The organism is Streptomyces yunnanensis, assembly GCF_029011865.1.
Classification (GTDB): domain Bacteria; phylum Actinomycetota; class Actinomycetes; order Streptomycetales; family Streptomycetaceae; genus Streptomyces; species Streptomyces yunnanensis.
In genome coordinates, this window is record NZ_CP095749.1 from 3,556,735 (window position 1) to 3,572,193 (window position 15,459).

The window sequence follows — 15,459 nt, forward strand, 5'->3', positions numbered from 1 at the left end:
CTCCCCCTATGGCGTGGGTGATTGCTGCGTGCGGGCGCGGAGCGGTACGGCGGTGCGCGCGGGTCAGGACGGGCGCCAGGCGTCCGCCAGGTCGCCCCAGAGGTAGGCGGCGGTCTCCACGCCCTTCATCAGCAGGTCGAGCTCGACCTTCTCGTTCGGCGCGTGCCAGCCGTCGGAGGGCACCGAGATGCCCAGGAAGAGGACCGGGACGCCGAGGACGTCCTGGAGGTCGGCCGCCGGACCCGAACCACCCTCGCGGGTGAAGCGGATCGTGGTGTCGAAGGCCCGCCCCATGGCGCGGACGACGGACTGGAGCGCCGGGTGGTCGAGCGGGGTGAGGCAGGGGCGGGTGGCGCCCCAGAAGGTGATCTCGTGGCGGATGCCGGCCGGCAGCCGGTCGGCGACCCAGGTGCGGACGGCCTGCTGGACGGCGGCGGCGTCCTGGCCGGCGGCCAGGCGGAAGGAGAGCTTCAGCTGGGCGGAGGACGGCACGATGGTCTTGCCGCCGGGGCCCTGATAGCCGCCGCCGATGCCGTTGACCTCGGCGGTCGGGCGGGCCCAGATGCGCTCCAGGGTGGTGGCGCCGGTCTCGCCGAGGGTGGCGTGCGAGTGCGCGGTGCGCAGCCAGCGCTCCTCGTCGAAGGGCAGCTCGGCGAAGAGTTCGCGCTCGCGCTCGGTGAGCTCGATCACCCCGTCGTAGAAGCCGGGGATCGCGACCCGTCGGTCGGCGTCGTGCAGCGCGGCGGCGAGCCGGGCCGCCTCGGTGGCCGGGTTGGGCACCGCGCCGCCGAACGAGCCGGAGTGGATGTCCTGGTCCGGGCCGAACAGATCGATCTGACAGTCCGTCAGTCCACGCATGCCGGTGCAGACGGTGGGGGTGTCCTCGGCCCACATCCCGGTGTCGGAGACGATCACCGCGTCGCAGGCCAGGCGGTCGGCATGGCGCTGGATCAGGGCCGGGAAGTGCGGCGAGCCGGACTCCTCCTCGCCCTCGATGAGCAGCTTGAGGTTGACCGCGGGCGCGGTGCGGCCGCTCGCGGCCAGGTGGGCGCGGACGCCGAGGGTGTGGAAGAAGACCTGGCCCTTGTCGTCGGCGGCGCCGCGGGCGTAGAGCCTGCCGTCGACGGTCACCGGCTCGAAGGGGTCGGTGTGCCAGCCGTCCTCGCGGGCGGCGGGCTGGACGTCGTGGTGGCCGTAGACGAGCACGGTCGGGGCGGACGGGTCCCCGGCGGGCCACTCGGCGAAGACCGCGGGCAGCCCCTCGGTCTCCCACACCTCGGTCACCGGGAAGCCGGTCTCCGCGAGCTTGCCGGCGAGCCACTCGGCGCTGCGACGCACCTCGGCCGCACAACCGGGGTCGGCGGAGACGGAGGGGATGCGCAGCCACTCCGCGAGATCGGCGAGGAAGCCGTCGCGGTGGTCGGCGATGTACGCGCGGACGGCGTTGTCCGAGGTGGTGCTCATACGCCCGAGCCTATCGGCCTTCCGGGGGATGTCGGTCGGCGGTCTCCCCGAGCAGGATCCGTTCGAGCCCGGCCCGGCCCGGCAGCCGGGGGGGCCTGACGACCTCGCCGGTACGGACGAAGACGAACGCGGCGCCGACCGCGGACGGCGCCAGGCCGTACCGCTCGGCCCAGGCCAGACGGTAGACGGCCAGCTGGAGCGGGTCCGCGCCGCCGCTGCCGGCGGGCAGGTGCCGGCCGGTCTTCCAGTCGACGATCTCGAAGCGGTCGCCGTCCGGGCCGTGCTCCTTGTAGACCGCGTCGATCCGGCCGCGGATCACCCGCCCGGCGAGCGTCATCCGGAAGGGGACCTCCACCCGGAACGGGGTCCGGTGCGCGTACGGGGTCCGGGCGAACGCCTCCTTCAGGGCCGCCAGGTCCTGTTCGTCGGCGATCTCCGCCGCCTCGCCGGGCTCGGCGCCGGGCAGCTCGTCGGGGCCGAGCAGGGGCAGCGGCAGCTCCTCGAAACGGGACTGGACCCAGGCGTGGAAGCGGGTGCCGCGGCGGGCCGCGGGCTGCGGCGGGCGCGGCATCGGGCGGGCCAGCTCGCGCGCGAAGCCGTCCGGGTCGGCGGCGACCTGGAGCAGTTGGGTGGCGGTGAGCGAGGCCGGCAGCGGGACGTCGCGGACCCGGGCGCGGGAGCTGCGCAACTCGGTGGCGAGCGCCTCCAGATCGCGGTCCCAGGACGCCACGGTGCGGCGCTCCTCGGGGAGCAGCGCCGAGGGCTGTCGCCCCGGGGGGGCCGTGGGGGCGGGGCCGCCGGCGAGGGTCGCCGGATCGGGCTCGGCGGAGCGCTGGGCGATGAGGTGGGGGTGCGGGAGCGCGGCTCCGCCCTCGCCGCCGGCATGCGGGGCGTCGGGCCCGTCGTCGTGTGCGGCGTACGCGTCGTCATACGGGGCGTCGTCGAACGGGGCCTCCTCATAGGGGGCGTCGTCGAACGGCGGGTACGGCGCGTCCTCGGAGGAGGCCGCCCAGTCCTCGTCCCACTCCTCGTCGTCCGGTGGCGGCGGCCACTCCGGGTCGTACCCGGGGGACGGGACGGCGGGCGCGGCGTACGCGGCGAGGTGGTCGCGGACGGTGGCGGCGGCCGCGCGGCGGCGGGCCATGGCGGTGGGATCCAGCGGCAGCGGCCAGGGCTGATCGGCGGCGTCCTCGGCGAGGGCCGGATTCTCGGCGCCCTCCTCCGGCGGGTCGGCCCAGACCTCGATCTCGCCATGGCCGGCCTCGCAGTGCTCGCGCAGCGCCTCCAGGAAGGCGGACGGGCCACGGGGGCGCTTCTGGCTGGGGCCCCACCAGTGGCCGGAGCCCAGCAGGAGGGAGCGCGGGCGGGTGAAGGTGACGTAGCCCAGGCGGAGCTCCTCGATCTCCTGGTGGTGCTTCGTCTCCTCCTTGAAGTCCTTGACGCCGCGGGCGGTCCACTCCGCCACGTCGGGCAGGGTCTCGGCGTCGCCGCGGAGGGCGTGCGGCAGGACCTTGGCTCGGCTGATCCAGGACTCGCGGGCCTGCTCGCTGGGGAACTGCTTGGCCACCAGGCCGGGCACCGCGACGACGTCCCACTCCAGGCCCTTGGACTTGTGGGCGGTGAGCACCTTGACGGTGTGCTCACCGCCCGGGAGCGAGCTGTCCAGGCCCTTCTCGTACTGGACGGCGGTGCGCAGGAAACCGAGGAAGGCCAGCAGGGTCGCCTCGCCGTCGAGGGCAGCGCCGCCCTCCTTGGCGGCGAACCCGGCGGCGAGGTCGAGGAAGGTGCCCAGGGTCTCCCGGCGGCGGGCGGCCAGGGCGTGCGGCGAGGCGGACAGCTCGACCTCCAGGCCGGTGACGGCGAGGATCCGGTGGAGCACGTCCATCAGCGGGTCGGCGAGCGAGCGCCGCAGGTCGCGGAGTTCGGTGGCCAGGCGGGCGAAGCGGACCCGGGCCTCCGCCGAGAACGGCAGGCCGTCGTCGGAGCCGCCGGTCTCCAGGAAGGTGTCGAGCGCGTCGGCGAGCGAGACCGTCTCGGCCGGGTCGACGCCCTCGACGGCCTCGGCGAGGCGTCGCTCGGGGTCGTCGGCGGCGGCGGTGCCGTGGTGGGCCAGCGCGCGGGCCCGGCGGCCCAGCAGGGCCAGGTCGCGGGGGCCGATCCGCCAGCGGGGGCCGATCAGCAGGCGGACCAGACAGGCGTTGGCCGTCGGGTCCTGGAGGACCTCGCAGACCGCGACCAGGTCGGCGATCTCGGGGAGGTGCAGCAGCCCGGAGAGGCCGACGACCTCGACGGGGACGTCCCGGGCCACCAACTCGCCCTGGATGGCGGCGAAATCGGCGGCGGTGCGGCACAGCACCGCGATCCCGCCGGGCGGGGTGCCGGTGCGGACCAGGTGGGCGAGGGAGTCGGCGAGCCAGCCGAGCTCCTCGGCGTGGGTGGGCAGCAGGGCGCAGCGGACCACGCCGTCCCGTTCGGCGCCGGGGGCCGGGCGCAGCGCCTCCACCCCGGCGTGCATCGCGCGCAGCGGGGCGGCGAGGCGGTTGGCGAGCTCCAGGAGGCGGCCGCCGCTGCGGCGGTTCTCACTGAGGGCGAAGCGGCGGGCCGGGCTGCCGTCGGCGAACGGGAAGTGGGCGGGGAAGTCGTCGAGGTTGGCGACGGAGGCACCGCGCCAGCCGTAGATGGCCTGGCAGGGGTCGCCGACGGCGGTGACGGCATGCCCGGTGGCGGACCCGGTGGCCGGACCGGCGCCGAAGAGGCCGGAGAGCAGCAGCCGCTGGGCGACGGAGGTGTCCTGGTACTCGTCGAGGAGGACGACCCGGAACTCGTCGCGGAGCAGCGCGCCGACCTCGGGGCGGGTGGTGGCCAGGGTGGCCGCGAGGGCGATCTGGTCGCCGAAGTCCAGCAGGTCGCGGCGGCGCTTCTCGCGGCGGTACGCGCCGACCAGGTCGAGCAGCTCCAGCCGGCCGTGGGCGGCCTCGGGGGCCTTGCGCAGGTCGGCGTTGCTGAGCTTGGCGCCGTCCAGGGTGGCGAGCAGGGCGGTGTCGTGGGCGTGCAGGGCGGCCGGCTCCACCAGGTGCTCGGCCAGCTCGCCGTCGAGGGCGAGGAGGTCCTCCACGAGGGTGGGCAGCGAGGTGGTGAGCGACGGGTAGGGGCCGGGGGCGGCGCGCAGGGTGCGGGCGGCGAGCTGGAAGCGGGTGGCGTCGGCGAGCAGCCGGGCGCTGGGCTCCAGGCCGATGCGCAGGCCGTGGTCCTTGAGGAGCTGGCCGGCGAAGGCGTGGTACGTGGAGATCCGCGGCTCCCCCGGGGACGGCTCGGCTCCCCCGGCGCCGTCGGGGAGCTGCTCGGGGTCGGTGACGCCGGCCGCCAGCAGGGCCGCGCGGACCCGCTCGGCCAGCTCCCCCGCCGCCTTGTTGGTGAACGTCAGCCCGAGGACCTGCTCGGGGGCGACCTGGCCGGTGCCGACCAGCCACACCACCCGCGCGGCCATGACGGTGGTCTTGCCCGACCCGGCTCCGGCCACGATGACCTGCGGGGCGGGCGGCGCCGTGATGCACGCCGTCTGCTCCGGGGTGAACGGGATGCCGAGCAACTCCTTGAGCTGCTCGGGGTCGGTGATACGAGCTGACACATCGGACACCGTAACGGCCGCCACCGACAATCCCTCCGCGCTCGGCGTCCGCGCAGGTCAGCGCAGGCACGAGCCGGCCCGGGCCGATCACTCCACGATCTGCCGGCCCTCCGGCCGCGCACTGCACGAGGCCCGGAAGGCGCAGTGCGTGCAGTGCGAACCGGTGGTGGGCGTGAAGCGCTCCTCCAGGACGCGGCCGGCGGCGGTGGCGAGCAGGTCGCCGACCCAGTCGCCCTCCGGCGGCGGCTGCGCCTGGACGGCCGGCAGCGCGTCGCCGCCCTCCTTGCGGGGCGCGCCCAGCCGCAGGTGGACGAGTTCGGCGCCGCCCGGTTCCGGCCGGCGGCCGTCGAAGGCGTCGTCCAGGGCGCCCTCGACGACCGCGAGCTGGTAGACGGCCAGCTGCGGGTGGCGGGCGACCTCGGGCCCGGTCGGCTTCTGCTTGCCCGTCTTGAAGTCGACGACGTAGGCGCGGCCCTGGGCGTCCCGCGAGACGTGGTCCATGCTGCCGCGGATGCGGACCTCGTAGGAGCCGGCGTCGAGGGTGACGTCGAAGCCGTGCTCGGTGGCGACGGTGTCCCGACCGAGGGCCTCGCGCTCCATGACGTGCCAGCGCAGGAAGCGCTCCAGGGCGGCGCGGGCGCTGTCCTTCTCCTGGCGGGACTTCCAGGGGGCGTCGAAGGCGAGCGCGTCCCACACCGAGTCCAGCCGCTCCATCAGGACGGACAGGTCGGCCGGGGTGCGTCCGGAGGCGACCTCGTCGGCGAGGACGTGGACGACGTTGCCGAAGCCCTGGGCGGCGGTGGCCGGGGCGTCGGCCTTCACCTCGCGGCCCAGGAACCACTGGAGGGCGCAGGTGTTCGCCAGTTGGTCGAGGGCGCTGCCGGAGAGCACCACGGGCTGGTCGCGGTCGCGCAGCGGGACCGCGTTGTGGGTGGGCTCGTGCAGGCCCCACCAGCTGTCCGGGTGCGCGGCCGGCACCAGGGGGTACCCGTCGTCGTCGCGCAGGGCGGCCAGTTTGGCCAGCCGTCGGGCGGCGGCCTCGCGCAGCGCCGGCCCGGCCTCCGGGTCGACGGTGGTGGCGCGCAGCTCGGCGACGAGCGCGGCGACCGTCAGGGGGCGGCGGGGGCGGCCGGTGACGTCCTGGGGGACGACGCCCAGCTCGGTCAGGAACCGGGACGGTTGGTCGCCGTCCTCGGCCGCGGCCTTCACCGCGGTGACCACCAGGCGCTCCCGGGCCCGGGTCGCGGCCACGTAGAACAGCCGGCGCTCCTCGGCGAGCAGGGCGCCCGGGGTGAGCGGTTCGGCCAGGCCGTCCCGGCCGATCCGGTCCGCCTCCAGGAGCGAACCGCGCCGCCGCAGGTCGGGCCAGAGGCCCTCCTGGACCCCGGCGACGACCACGAACCGCCATTCCAGGCCCTTGGCGCGGTGCGCGGTCATCAGCCGCACCGCGTCGGGGCGGACCGTGCGGCGGGTGAGGGTGTCCGCGGCGATGTCCTGGGCGTCCAGCTCCTCCAGGAAGTTCCGGGCGCCGCGGCCACCGGTGCGCTCCTCGGCGCGGGCCGCGGTCTCGAACAGGGCGACCACCGCGTCCAGGTCCCGGTCGGCGTTGCGGCCGGCGGCCCCGCCGCGCCGGGCGGCCCGCTCCAGCCGCCCCGGCCAGGGGGTGCCGTCCCACAGCAGCCACAGCGCCTCCTCGGCCGTCCCGCCGCCGGCGAGGAGCTCCCGGGCCTTGCGCAGCAGCAGGCCGAGCCGCTGGGCGCCGCGGGCGTAACGGGGGTCGTGGGCCACCAGGCGCTCGGGCTCGGACAGCGCGCGGGCGATCAGCTCGTCGGAGGGGGGCGGCAGCGGGCGGCCGGCCGCCCGCTCCTCCTCGCGCAGCGCCCGGCCCAGCCGCCGCAGATCGGCCGCGTCCATACCGCCCAGGGGGGAAGTCAGCAGGTCGACGGCGGTCTCGGGGTCGATGCGCAGGGCGGTCGCGCCGTCCGGGGCGGCGTCCTGCGGGTCCGGGTCGCCCGGGGCGCCGTCGGGCGCGTCCGATGCGTCCACGGCGTCGTCCGGTACGTCCACGATGTCGTCCGGTACGTCCACGGCGCCGTCCGGTGCGCCCGGCGCCCCCGCGGCCACCCGCAGGGCGGTCAGCAGCGGGGCGACCGCCGGTTCGTGGCGCAGCGGCAGGTCGTCGCCGTCGATGTCGAGCGGGACCCCGGCGGCGGTCAGCGCCCGGCGCACGGCGGGGATCGAGCGGCCCCCGGCGCGTACCAGGACGGCCATCTCCCGCCAGGGCACCCCCTCCTCCAGATGGGCACGGCGCAGCAGGTCCGCGATGTTGTCCAGCTCGGCGCCGGGGGTCGGATACGTGTACACCTCGGCCCGGCCGCCGTCCCGTACGGGCGTCGGCTCCCGGTGGGCACGGACGGCGTCGGCCGGAAGACGGGTGAGCGGCATCCGGCGGGTCAGCAGGCGGGTGGCGGCCAACAGCTCGGCCCCGGAGCGGCGGGAGGTGCCGAGGACGGCGACCGGGGCGGGGGTGCCGTCGGCGCGCCGGAAGGTCTCGGGGAAGTCGAGGATGCCGTTGACGTCGGCGCCGCGGAAGGCGTAGATCGACTGGTCGGGGTCGCCGAAGGCGAGCAGCGTGCGCCCCGGGGAGCCGGGCGCGGCCGGTGCGCCCCGGTGGCCGGCGAGCGCCCGCAGCAGCCGTACCTGGGCGGCGTCGGTGTCCTGGTATTCGTCGACGTAGACCGCGTCGTAGGCGCCGGCCAGCTGGGCGGCGGCCTCCGGGCGCTCGGCCAGGAGTACCGCGCGGTGCACCAGCTCGGCGTAGTCCAGCACTCCCTGGGCATCCAGGACGTCGAGGTACTCGGCGAGGAAGCCGGCCGCGGCCTGCCAGTCGGGGCGGCCGGTGCGGCGGGCGAAGGCGCCCAGCGCGTCCGGCCCCAGGCCCAGTTCACGGCTGCGGGCCAGCACCGCGCGGACCTCGTCGGCGAACCCGCGGGTGGTCAGGCACGCCCGCAGCTCGTCCGGCCAGCTCACCCGGGCGCGGCCGGCGCCGGCGAGCTCCGCCTGGCCCTCCAGGAGCTCGCGGACGACGAGGTCCTGCTCGGGTCCGGAGAGCAGCCGCAGCGGGTCGGCGAAGAGGTCGGCGTCCTGGTGGGCGCGGACCAGGGCGTAGCAGAAGGAGTGGAAGGTGGTGGCCTGCGGGACGCCCGGCCGGCGCCCGGCGGTCGAGCCTCCCCCATGCCTGGACTGCGCGGGGACGTCCCCCTCGTCGGCCAGGCGGGCGGTCAGCCGGTCGCGGAGGGCGACCGCGGCCTTCCGGCTGAAGGTGAGGACGAGGATCCGCTCGGGGTCGCCCCCGTCCCGGATGCGGCGCACCACGGACTCCACCAGGGTCGTGGTCTTGCCCGTGCCGGGGCCGGCGAGGACCAGCAGCGGCCCGTCCCGGTGTGCCACCACGGCGCGCTGTCCGGCGTCCAGGGTGGGCGGCGCGGTCCGCTCCGGCGGGGTGCGCACCAGGCGGTAGGCGCCGGGGGCGTCCCGCCGCGCCGCCTCGCGGGGCTGCGCCGGCGGGACGGCCGGAAGGGAGGAACTCACGTGGATCGCCGGTCCTGGGAAGGGAAGTGCTGGTGGTGGTGCGGAGGGTGCCGGGCGGTGCCGGCGGTGCCGCTGCCCGTCCAGGGCGCCGCGGCGGGCCGCGCCCGGCACGGCGGTCCGCCGACCGTACCGGCCAAGGGGCCAACCCTAGGGCCTGTCGTCAAACTCCCGCCTGCCTCGCGACGCCTGGCACGCACGCTCTCTGCGTTGTCGGGCTCATCCCGGTACGCCCGGTACCGGGATGACCCTCCGCCTTGAGATCGCACGCACCAGACGCCGCGAGGCCCGCCCTCCGGGCGAACGACGGGAGTTTGACGACAGACCCTAGGGCACGTCCGGGGCCCCGCCGCCGTCCCATCGCGCCCGCCGCATGTCGATCCGCGGTATGTGGCCCTCGGATACCGCCGAGGCTTCCCGGAGGGGCGTGCCCTCCTCGCGGTAGTGGGCCAGGGCGCGCAGTTCGCTCCCGGGGAGCAGGGTGCCGTCCGCGCGCACCACCCGCCACCAGGGCACCGCGCCCCCGTAGAGGGCCATCACCCGGCCCACCTGCCGGGGGCCGCCGGGCGCCGGCCCCTGGGGGTGCTCCTCGTCCTTGAGCCACTCCGCGACGTCCCCGTACGTCATGACCCGGCCGGGCGGGATCAGCTCGGCGACGCCGAGGACCCGCTCGGCGTAGTCGGGCAGTTCCACGGCGGCGGCCGGTCCGTCGCCGGCGGCGCCGGCGCTGTCCGTGTCTCCGGTCCCCTTCATTCGGTCCATCCTGCCGCACAGCACCGACAATGGGCTTGGACGCTGGGTCCTGCGTCGGCCGGGGTAGACCCTGAGAACGGCGGAGACCGTGTGCGGTGGCGGTGGTTCCACTTCCCGTGGGCCCCAAATGCACCCTGATGCCTCCCCGGGCCGGACGGCCGTGCCACCATCTTCCGGACGGTGACTGGTGATACGAGATCAAGAAGAGACGGCCGAACAGCAGGGTGCGGCGCCTCCACGGGAGGCGGGCGCCCCTGATGTGCTGGCAGCCGGCACCGCCCCGGGACCGACCGCAGGGACCGCGCAGCCGCAAGGGCCGCGGGCGGCGGAACAGGGGAAGCAACAACGGAAGCCGACCGCGGCCTCCGCTACCGAAAAGGCGAGCACGATCGAGAAGGCCGAACGACCCGAGGCGTCCGCGAGGCCGGGACGGCCCACGGCGCCGGAGCCACCCGAGCGGCACCAGCCCGTACGGCGGACGAAGGAGAGCGCCCAGAGCGATCAGCAGCCGGAGGAGCGGCTGGAGCACCACAAGACCGCCGACGACGCGCCCCGGGGCGTGCCCCGCACCGGCGCGTACCGCTCCACGGGCGGCCCGGAGGACAGCGGCGAGTTCCACGTGGACCGGCTCGCGGTCGACGAGCCGCTGCTGCCGGCGCGGGTGCACCGCCCCGCCGACCTGCTGCGGCTGCTGCTCGGCATCGCCGGGATCGCACTGGTGCTGGCGCTGGCGACGTTCGCGCACGGCACCACCCAGGGGCTGAAGAACGACATCGGGCAGGGCGCCGGGGCGGCCCCGCCGCTGCTGATCAACCTGGCGGGGCTGGCCTCCAGCGTCCTGGTGCTGATCGTGCCGGTGGCCTACGCCGTGGAACGCCTGATCAAGCGGGACGGGCTGCGGATCGCGGACGGCGTGCTGGCCGCCGTACTGGCACACGGGGTGTCGCTCGCCACCGACCTGTGGGTGGCCGAGGCCGCCCCCGCCTCGATCCGCAGCGCGCTGACCCAGCCGCTGGCCAACGGGGCGCTCTCCCCGCCGGTGCACAGCTATCTGGCGCCGGTGATCGCCTATATGACGGCGGTGGGGATGTCCCGGCGGCCCCGCTGGCGGGTGGCGATGTGGTGCGTCCTGTTGCTGGACGCGTTCGCGGTGCTGATCGGGCGGTACACCACCCCGTTCGCGATCGTGGTGACCGTGCTGATCGGCTGGACCGTCGCCTTCGGCACCCTCTACGCCGTCGGCTCGCCCAACGTCCGCCCCACCGGCCAGAACCTCCTCGCGGGCCTGCGCCGGGTCGGCTTCCGGCCGGTCAGCGCGATGCGCGCGGAGGACGGCAGCCCGGACCACGGCGACCGGGGCCGTCGCTACCTCGTCGCCCTGGAGGACGGCCCGCCGATCGACGTCACCGTCGTGGACCGCGAGCAGCAGGCGCAGGGCTTCTTCTACCGGGTGTGGCGGCGGCTGTCGCTGCGCGGCATCAACCAGCGCCGCAGCCTCCAGTCGCTGCGCCAGGCCCTGGAGCAGGAGGCGCTGCTGGCGTACGCGGCGATCGCGGCCGGGGCCAACGCGCCCAAGCTGATCGCCACCTCCGAGCTCGGACCGGACGCGGTGATGCTGGTCTACGAGCACATCGGCGGCCGCAGCTTCGACGCGCTGGCCGACGAGGAGATCACCGACGAGCTGATGCACAGCGCCTGGCGGCAGGTGGCCGCGCTGCAGTCGCGGCGGATCGCGCACCGGCGGCTGGTCGGGGACGCCCTGCTGGTGGATCGTTCCGGCAACATCGTGTTGACCGACCTGCGGGGCGGCGAGATCGCCGCCGGCGATCTGGTGCTGCGGATGGACATCGCCCAGCTGCTGTCCACCTGTGGGCTGCGGGTCGGCGCCGAGCGGGCGGTCGCCGCGGCCGTCGAGGTGCTCGGCCCCGACGCGGTGGCCGACAGCCTGCCGCTGCTCCAGCCGATCGCGCTCAGCCGCACCACCCGAGCCACCCTGCGCCAGCTGGCCAGGGAGCGGTCCAAGCGGGAGCGGGAGGCGGTGCTCACCGCCTCGCAGGCCGCGAAGGAGGCGCGGGAGGCCCGGGAAACGAGCGGCCCCCGCGACCGCAAGGCGCTGCGGGCGATGCGGAACGCGGAGAAGACCGCCGAGAAGCGGGCCCTGGAGGAGGCGTCGGAAGAGGCGCTGGAGGAGGACCTGCTCGCCCAGATCCGCCGACAGGTGCTGCTGATCCGGCCGACCGCGGTCATCGAGCCGGCGAAGCTGGAGCGGCTGAGCCCGCGGATCCTGATCACCTGGATCGCCGGTGCGCTCGCCGCGTACCTGCTGCTGTCCCAGCTCACCAACTTCAACTTCGGCGACGTGATCAACCAGGCCCGGTGGGTGTGGGTGCTGGTGGCGGCGTTCTTCTCGGCGCTGACGTACGTCGCGGCGGCGATGAGCCTGTTGGGGTTCGTCACCGAGAAGGTCTCGTTCCTGCGGACGCTGCTCGCGCAGGTCGCGGGCGACTTCGTGAAACTGGTGGCGCCCACCGCGATCGGCGGGGTGGCGCTGAACACCCGGTTCCTCCAGCGGGCCGGGGTGCGTCCGGGCCTGGCGGTGGCGAGCGTCGGCGCGTCCCAGCTGTTCGGGCTGGGCAGCCACATCGTGCTGCTGCTGGCGTTCGGCTATCTGACCGGCACCGAGCACGCCCCGCAGATCCAGGCGTCCCGGACGGTGATCGCCGGTCTGCTGACGGTGGCGGTGCTGGTCCTGGTCGTCACGGCGGTCCCGGTGCTGCGGAAGTTCGTGGTGACCCGGCTGCGGTCGCTGTTCGCCGGCGTGGTGCCGCGGATGCTGGACATCCTCCAGCGGCCGCGCAAGCTGGTCACCGGCATCGGCGGGATGCTGCTGCTGACGGGGGCGAACGTGATGTGTCTGGACGCCTCGATCCGGGCGTTCGGCGGCGGCGACCAGATCAGCTACGCCGGTATCGCGGTGGCCTTCCTGGCGGGCAACGCGCTGGGCTCGGCGGCGCCGACCCCGGGCGGCGTGGGCGCCGTGGAGGGCGCCCTGAGTGCTGCGCTGATCTTCGGCGGGCTGCCGGCCGAGACGGCGCTGCCGGCGGTGCTGCTGTTCCGGCTGATGGTCTTCTGGCTGCCGGTGCTGCCGGGCTGGCTGGCCTTCAACTTCCTGAGCCGCAAGGGCGAGATCTGACCGAGGCGGGCTGCCCCGGCACGCCGGGAAGCCCGCCTCCGCCGGTACGCGCGAAGGCGCCGGTCCGTGGTGCACGGACCGGCGCCTTAAGCGTCACGGGGCGACTGCGCCGCTCAGTAGACGGGCTTCTCCGGCTCGACGGTGTTGACCCAGCCGATGACGCCGCCACCGACGTGCACCGCGTCGGCGAAGCCGGCGGACTTCAGGACCGCGAGCACCTCGGCGGAGCGGACGCCGGTCTTGCAGTGCAGGACGATCTTCTTGTCCTGCGGGAGGTCCTGGAGGGCGGTGCCCATCAGGAACTCGTTCTTCGGGATCAGGCGGGCGCCGGGGATCGAGACGATCTCGTACTCGTTGGGCTCCCGGACATCGATGATGTCGATCTTCTCGTCGTTGTCGATCCACTCCTTGAGCTGGCGCGGAGTGATCGTGGAACCGGCCGCCGCCTCCTGGGCCTCCTCGGACACCACGCCGCAGAACGCTTCGTAGTCGATGAGCTCGGTGACGGTCGGGTTCTCGCCGCAGACCGCGCAGTTGGGGTCCTTGCGGACCTTGACCTGGCGGTACGTCATCTCCAGCGCGTCGTAGATCATCAGGCGGCCGACCAGCGGGTCGCCGATGCCGGCGAGCAGCTTGATGGCCTCGTTGACCTGGATCGAGCCGATGGAGGCGCAGAGCACGCCGAGCACGCCGCCCTCGGCGCAGGACGGCACCATGCCGGGCGGCGGGGGCTCCGGGTACAGGCAGCGGTAGCAGGGGCCGTGCTCGCTCCAGAACACCGACGCCTGGCCGTCGAAGCGGTAGATGGAACCCCAGACGTACGGCTTGTTCAGCAGCACACAGGCGTCGTTGACGAGGTAACGGGTGGCGAAGTTGTCCGTGCCGTCGACGATCAGGTCGTACTGGGCGAAGAGCTCCATCACGTTGGTGGAGTCGAGGCGCTCTTCGTGGAGGTTGACCGTGACGTACGGGTTGATGCCGAGCACCGTGTCCTTGGCGGAGGCGGCCTTGGAACGGCCGATGTCCGCCTGGCTGTGGATGATCTGGCGCTGCAGGTTCGACTCGTCGACCTCGTCGAACTCCACGATGCCCAGGGTGCCGACGCCGGCCGCGGCCAGGTACATCAGCGCGGGCGAACCCAGGCCGCCGGCGCCGACACACAGCACCTTGGCGTTCTTCAGCCGCTTCTGCCCGTCCATCCCGACATCGGGGATGATCAGGTGGCGGGAGTACCTGCGGACCTCGTCGACGGTGAGCTCCGGAGCGGGCTCGACCAGGGGTGGCAGCGACACGGGGACTCCGTTGGTCGGTCTCGATGGGGTTCCCCCGCCCCGGTCGGAACCGGGAACGGTGGAGATGGTTCTCCCCGTAACACTGCCACGCCCTTCTTCATTCCGAGACACCCGGTCCGGTGTGCGAGACGAATGCGTCCCAGTGGCCGGGCAGCGACTCCGGGGCGGCACCGGCGGCGGCCGACCCGCGGGACGGAGGCCCAGGCAGACGCCGCCCTCCGATGCCGCTCCCGACCGCGCCGGGCACCGGAGAGCGGCGCGGCGAAGGACCGGGCGCCCCGCTCCGCATCCAGGCGTCCCACTGGGTGGACATCCGTCTCACGGGCGCGGGCGCCGGTGGGGGTGCGCGAAGCCCGGCACCCCCGCCCGCAGCGGCCCGGCCCCGGTGGAGACGCGGGTGGGGCCCGGGGCGCCGCCCGCTCAGATGCGGCAGGCGGCCTCCATCCAGATGTCGGCCAGGGACTCCTCCAGGCCGATCCGCGGGCGCCAGCCGAGCCGGTCGCGGGCGGTGCGCACATCGGCCTGCTGCCAGGTGCCGCAGCCGTCCGGATACGGGTAGGCGGTGGGCGGTGCGCCCGCCGCGTGCCCCTCGGTGGCCGGGGCCGGGATCACCAACCGGGCCGGCGGGGAGTCGAGTTCGTGCAGCGAGCCGCCGAACCCGGCGACCCGGGCGAGCACCGCGGCGGCCTCCCGCAGCCGCACCGCGCGCCCGGTGCCGATGTTGACCACGCCCTGCGCGGCGGACAGCGAGGCGGCGTGCACCGCCCGGGCCACGTCCCGGACGTCGACGAAGTCCCGCTGGACGCCGAGCCCGCCCAGCTTCAGCTCGTTGTCCCCGGACTGCATCGCGCGCCGCATCGCCTCGGCGAGCCGGCCCAGCGGCGACCCGGCCGGGGTGCCCGGGCCGACCGGCGAGAAGACCCGCAGCACCACCGCGTCCAGCCCGGAGCCCAGCACCAGTTCGGTGGCGGCCAGCTTGCTGACCCCGTACGGGCCCCCGGGGCGCGGCACCGCGTCCTCCGCGGTGGAGGAGCCGGGCTGCGAGGGCCCGTACTCCGAGGCGCAGCCGAGGTGGACCAGGCGGGCGCCGCAGCCGCTGCGGCGCAGCGACTCGCAGATGGTGGCGACCGCGACGGTGTTGTGCCGGGTCAGCTCCCGGGCGCCGCCGCGGGTGGTGCCGGCGCAGTTGACGACCACGCCGGGGTGGACCGCGTCGAGGAAGCGGGTGAGCGCCCCGGGGCTGCCGGTGGCCAGGTCGAAGCGGACGTCGGCGTCGTCTCCCCGGCCCAGGGCGGTGAGCTGGACGGCGGGGTCGGCGAGCAGGCGGTCGGCGACATAGCGGCCGAGGTACCCGTTGGCGCCGATGAGCAGCACCCTCATCGTGCGTCCCCCCTGCGCGCGTGCCGTGTGGTCGGGTGGACGTTCATGTGTCGACTCCTCATGGGGATCGAGGGAAGCGGGCCGGTTCCTCCGGCTCCGGCCGCGGGTTCGGCGTCCGCCGCTGGGCGCGGGGACCAGGTGGGGGGTGCGGTCCGCGGCAC

7 protein-coding genes are annotated in these 15,459 nt (G+C 75.1%); 1 reads left to right on the forward strand and 6 read right to left on the reverse strand.

The genetic code is table 11. The annotated features are described in order from the left end of the window. Positions 1–63 precede the first annotated feature (63 nt). The 4 genes from MOV08_RS15400 to MOV08_RS15415 form a co-directional block, all read right to left on the reverse strand. Positions 64–1,464, reverse strand: a complete 1,401-nt coding sequence (locus tag MOV08_RS15400; RefSeq protein ID WP_275307766.1) for a dipeptidase — start codon at positions 1,462–1,464, stop codon at positions 64–66. 10 nt (positions 1,465–1,474) lie between these two features. Beyond that, positions 1,475–5,092 (reverse strand): UvrD-helicase domain-containing protein, encoded by a 3,618-nt coding sequence (locus tag MOV08_RS15405; protein WP_275307767.1) that lies wholly within the window; start codon positions 5,090–5,092, stop codon positions 1,475–1,477. 87 nt (positions 5,093–5,179) lie between these two features. After that, on the reverse strand, positions 5,180–8,683 hold the full coding sequence (locus tag MOV08_RS15410) for an ATP-dependent helicase (protein WP_420834160.1): 3,504 nt from the start codon (positions 8,681–8,683) through the stop codon (positions 5,180–5,182). A gap of 324 nt (positions 8,684–9,007) precedes the next feature. Beyond that, positions 9,008–9,433 carry an MGMT family protein gene (locus tag MOV08_RS15415; RefSeq protein ID WP_039632993.1) on the reverse strand — a complete coding sequence of 142 codons (426 nt, stop codon included), beginning with the start codon at positions 9,431–9,433 and terminating at the stop codon, positions 9,008–9,010. A 187-nt stretch (positions 9,434–9,620) separates the two neighbouring features. Here MOV08_RS15415 and MOV08_RS15420 point away from each other — a divergent pair, with 187 nt between their 5' ends. Then, positions 9,621–12,626 carry a lysylphosphatidylglycerol synthase transmembrane domain-containing protein gene (locus MOV08_RS15420; protein WP_275307768.1) on the forward strand — a complete coding sequence of 1,002 codons (3,006 nt, stop codon included), beginning with the start codon at positions 9,621–9,623 and terminating at the stop codon, positions 12,624–12,626. A 113-nt stretch (positions 12,627–12,739) separates the two neighbouring features. Here the strand turns inward: MOV08_RS15420 and moeZ are convergent, their stop codons facing one another. Both moeZ and MOV08_RS15430 read right to left on the reverse strand, forming a co-directional pair. Next, positions 12,740–13,918 carry an adenylyltransferase/sulfurtransferase MoeZ gene (moeZ, locus tag MOV08_RS15425; RefSeq protein WP_067347142.1) on the reverse strand — a complete coding sequence of 393 codons (1,179 nt, stop codon included), beginning with the start codon at positions 13,916–13,918 and terminating at the stop codon, positions 12,740–12,742. 420 nt (positions 13,919–14,338) lie between these two features. After that, positions 14,339–15,298 carry an NAD-dependent epimerase/dehydratase family protein gene (locus MOV08_RS15430; RefSeq protein ID WP_067347144.1) on the reverse strand — a complete coding sequence of 320 codons (960 nt, stop codon included), beginning with the start codon at positions 15,296–15,298 and terminating at the stop codon, positions 14,339–14,341. Positions 15,299–15,459: the final 161 nt, after the last annotated feature.